A 4112-nucleotide genomic window follows, 5' to 3' on the forward strand; every position below is an offset into this window, starting at 1 on the left:
ATGCGTCAGCTTGCCAAGCGCGGCATTGGCATCGTCTTCGTCAGCCATTTCCTCGACCAGGTCTACGAGATCTCCGATCGAATCACCGTTTTGCGAAATGGTCGCCTTGTCGGCGAGCGCGAGACCGCGTCGCTGTCGCGGCTCGAGCTGATCCGGATGATGCTCGGCCGCGAACTGGCCGAGACCACCAGCGCGCGGGCCGCGACGCGCGACCATCAGGCCCGCGAAGTCTGCGCAAGCTTCGAGAATTATGGCAAATCAGGCTATGTCGCGCCGTTCAATCTCCAGCTGCGCCATGGCGAGGTCGTCGGCCTCGCCGGCCTGCTCGGTTCGGGCCGGACCGAGACGGCGCGGCTGGTGTTCGGCGCCGAGCGCGCCGATGGCGGGCAGGCGAGGGTGGAAGGCGCGCCTGTCCGGCTTCACTCGCCGCGCGACGGCGTGCGCCACGGCTTTGGCTATTGCCCTGAGGAGCGCAAGACCGACGGCATCGTCGCCGAGCTCACCGTGCGCGAGAACATCGTGCTCGCGCTCCAGGCCAAGCGCGGTCTACATCGGCCGCTGTCGCGACGCGAGCAGGACGAGATCGCAAGCCGTTACGTCAAGATGCTCGACGTTCGCCCGCCCGATCCGGAGCGTCCCGTTGGCCTGCTGTCCGGCGGCAATCAGCAGAAGGTCCTGCTGGCACGGTGGCTTGCGACCTCGCCACGGCTGCTCGTGCTGGACGAGCCGACCCGCGGCATCGACGTCGGCGCGCATGCCGAGATCATCCGCCTGATACGCGAGCTCTGCGACGACGGACTTGCGCTGCTCGTGATTTCCTCCGAGCTCGACGAGATCGTGACCTATTCCGACCGCGTGGTGGTGCTGCGCGACCGCGCTCATGTCGAGGAGCTCGCCGGCGAGGCCATCGACGTCGGCAGCATTCTCGCCGCGATCGCCGCCGATGGGGCCAGTGTCGCGCATGAGGGCAGGGCATGACCGCGCTGTTGCCGCGCCGCGGCCTTGCCCAGATCCTCGCGTTGATCGTCATCCTGGCGGTCGATCGCGTGGTATCGCCGCAATTCTTCGATCTGCGCCTCCAGGACGGCCGGCTGTTCGGCAGCCTGATCGACGTGCTCAACCGCGGCACGCCGGTGGCGCTGCTCTCGCTCGGCATGGTCCTGGTGATCGCGACGCGCGGCATCGATCTGTCAGTTGGCGCTGCGATGGCGATCTCGGGCGCGATCGCGGCGAGCCTCGCCGACAACCACAGTCTGGTCGTGGTGCTGGCGGCTGCGCTCGGCACCGGCCTGATCTGCGGGTTGTGGAACGGATTTCTCGTCGCGGTGCTCGGCATGCAGCCGATCGTGGCGACCCTTATCCTGATGGTTGCGGGGCGCGGCATCGCCCAGCTCATTACCGAGGGCCGCATCGTGACCTTCTCCTCGCCCGATCTGGTCTGGCTCGGCAACGGCTCCATCCTCGGCGTGCCGGTGCCGGTCGCGATTGCGCTGGGCATGCTGATCCTCACCGGCGCGGTGGTGCGCGGCTCGGCACTCGGATTGCTGATCGAGGCCACGGGCGGCAATGCGCGGGCAAGCGAACTCGCCGGCGTCGGCACGCGCGCGATGATTTTGGCGGTCTATGTCTGGTGCGGCGTTTGCGCTGCGCTTGCCGGCGTCATCGCGGCGGCCGACATCATGGGGGCGGATGCCAACAATGCCGGCCTCTGGCTCGAGCTCGACGCCATCCTCGCGGTGGTGATCGGCGGCACCTCGCTGTTCGGCGGCCGCTTCAGTCTCGTGCTGGCCGTACTTGGCGCGCTGATCATCCAGACCATGAACACCGGCATTCTGCTGTCGGGCTATCCGCCGGAGTTCAATTTGCTGGTCAAGGCGGTGGTGGTGCTCGCCGTGCTGCTGCTGCAATCGCCGAAGCTGTCCGGCTTTGCCGGCGTCGTGACGCGGCTGCGGAGGACCAAGGCATGAAAGGCCTGCCGCCCGTCCTCATTACCGCGGTCGTGCTCGTCGCGGGATTTGCGCTCTGCGCGATGCAGTTTCCCAACATCGCTTCCACTCGCGTGGTCGGCAATCTCCTGACCGACAATGCCTTCCTCGGCATCGTCGCGACCGGTATGACCTTCGTCATCATTTCCGGTGGCATCGATCTCTCCGTCGGCTCGGTAATCGGCTTCACCACGGTGTTCGTCGCGCTGGCGATCGAGCGCTGGGGAATGCCGCCCCTGGTCGCCTTCGTCGCCATTCTCGCGCTCTCGGCCGCCTTCGGAGCGGCGATGGGCGCGGTGATCCATGTCTTCGATTTGCCGCCTTTCATCGTGACGCTCGCCGGCATGTTCTTGGCCCGGGGTGCCAGCTTCCTGCTCTCGACGGAATCGGTGCCGATCACAGCACCTGTCTATTCCACCGTGTCGGACTTCGCACTGCGACTACCCGGCGGTGGACGGCTGACGGCGGTCGCGATCATCATGCTTGCGATCGTGATCGGCGGCGCATTGCTGCTGCAGCTCACCCGGTTCGGCGCCAATGTCTATGCGCTCGGCGGCAGCCGGGCGACCGCTAGCCTGATGGGGGTCGCCGTCGGCAAGATGACGGTGAAGATCTACATGCTGTCGAGCCTGCTCGCCGGCATCGCCGGCATCGTCTTCTCCTTCTACACCAGCGCCGGCTATTCGCTGTCCGCCGTCGGCGTCGAGCTTGACAGCATCGCGGCCGTCGTGATCGGCGGCACGCTGCTCACGGGCGGGCAGGGCTCGGTGATCGGCACCTTCCTGGGCGTGCTGATCCAGGGCATGATTCAGACCTATATCAATTTCGACGGAACACTGTCGAGCTGGTGGACCAAGATCGCGACCGGCGTGCTGCTGTTCGCCTTCATCGCCTTGCAACAGGGGTTGGTCGCGCTCGCGCGCCGACCCGTGGCAAAGCGCCTGGGAGCAGTCTCATGACCACCTCGCGCATCCTCGTCATCCCGACGCGCCGGGCGCACTCCAATCACGCGGAGGTGGCCCGCTCGATCGGCGTTGACATCATCGCCGGTCGCTACGCGGAGGGAACGCGCCTGCCTGGCGATGCCGAAATGATCGCGATGTTCGGGGTGTCGCGGCCGGTACTACGGGAGAGCGTCAAGACGCTGGTCGCCAAGGGCCTGCTCACCACCAAGGCCCGCGTCGGCACCGTCGTGCGCGAACGCGTCGCCTGGAATATGTTCGACGCCGACGTGCTGGCCTGGCACCTGGACGCCGGGATCGACAAGCGTTTCCTCAACGACCTGGCCGAGATCCGCCTCGCGGTCGAGCCGCGCGCGGCGATGTTGGCGGCGGCGCAGCGGTCGGAGCAGGATCTATCCGAGCTTCGGCGCTGCATGGAGCGGATGCGACTTGAAGCCTCCGACTCCGTTGGCTTCGCCGATGCCGACCTCGCGCTCCACGTCGCCGTGGCGCGCGCCTCCGGAAATCTGTTCATGCGCTCGATCGGGCACGTCATCGAGGCTGCGTTGCGCGCCTCATTCCTGCTCAGCGCACCGGTCGAACCGGAGGACCGCGACACCGTTCTGCTCTGGCATCAGAAGATCGTCGATGCCATCGCCGCCGGTGATGCCACGACTGCGTCGGAGGCGATGGTCTACGTCATTCACAACGGCATGCGCCGCCACGAGGGTACAGTGATCGAGACTGTACCGGCCGAAGCGCTGCCGTCCGCGGAAGCTGGAGAAACATCGTGACTGAACTTCGCATCGCCATCGTCGGCTTCGGCAAGATCGCGCGCGACCAGCATGTCGGCGCCATTGCAGCGGTTCCCGGCGCGACGCTGGCCGCCGTCGCCAGCCGCAATGCCTCGTTGCCGGATCTGCCGCATTTCGCGACCATCGAGGAGCTGCTGGAAAAAGGTCCGCCGATCGACGCGGTGTCGCTCTGCACGCCGCCTCAAGTGCGCCGCGCCCAGGCGGTCGCAGCGCTGAGGGCCGGCAAGCACGTCATGCTGGAGAAGCCGCCCGGCGCCGGCGTTGCCGAGCTCGATCCGCTGATCGCGATGGCGGGTGAGACCAAGCGAACGCTGTTTGCGACCTGGCATTCGCGCCATGCGCCGGCAGTCGAGCCGGCGCGCGAGTGGCTC

5 protein-coding genes are annotated in these 4112 nt (G+C 66.9%); all 5 read left to right on the forward strand.

Translation table 11 applies throughout. The features are described 5' to 3' along the window. Positions 1 to 978 (forward strand): sugar ABC transporter ATP-binding protein (locus IVB32_RS35970; protein WP_247412902.1); only part of this gene is annotated, 978 nt, incomplete at its 5' end. Beyond that, entirely contained in the window at positions 975 to 1967 is a 993-nt protein-coding gene (locus tag IVB32_RS35975; RefSeq protein WP_247412903.1) for an ABC transporter permease, read from the forward strand. The genes IVB32_RS35970 and IVB32_RS35975, both read left to right, overlap by 4 nt. Further along, positions 1964 to 2944, forward strand: a complete 981-nt coding sequence (gene yjfF, locus IVB32_RS35980; protein ID WP_247300160.1) for a galactofuranose ABC transporter, permease protein YjfF — start codon at positions 1964 to 1966, stop codon at positions 2942 to 2944. The genes IVB32_RS35975 and yjfF overlap by 4 nt, the downstream gene beginning before the upstream one ends. Then, on the forward strand, positions 2941 to 3720 hold the full coding sequence (locus IVB32_RS35985; protein ID WP_018458621.1) for a FadR/GntR family transcriptional regulator: 780 nt from the start codon (positions 2941 to 2943) through the stop codon (positions 3718 to 3720). The genes yjfF and IVB32_RS35985 overlap by 4 nt, the downstream gene beginning before the upstream one ends. After that, a partial coding sequence (locus IVB32_RS35990; protein WP_247412904.1) for a Gfo/Idh/MocA family oxidoreductase occupies positions 3717 to 4112 on the forward strand: 396 nt, incomplete at its 3' end. The genes IVB32_RS35985 and IVB32_RS35990, both read left to right, overlap by 4 nt.

It is taken from the genome of Bradyrhizobium sp. 23 (assembly GCF_023073295.1).
GTDB lineage: Bacteria > Pseudomonadota > Alphaproteobacteria > Rhizobiales > Xanthobacteraceae > Bradyrhizobium > Bradyrhizobium canariense_D.

What these genes read in the sequence shown, in the direction of transcription:
- IVB32_RS35975 (WP_247412903.1), top strand. Translation starts at nt 975, where the DNA reads ATGACCGCGCTGTTGCCGCGCCGCGGCCTTGCCCAGATCCTCGCGTTG.
- yjfF (WP_247300160.1), top strand. Translation starts at nt 1,964, where the DNA reads ATGAAAGGCCTGCCGCCCGTCCTCATTACCGCGGTCGTGCTCGTCGCG.
- IVB32_RS35985 (WP_018458621.1), top strand. Translation starts at nt 2,941, where the DNA reads ATGACCACCTCGCGCATCCTCGTCATCCCGACGCGCCGGGCGCACTCC.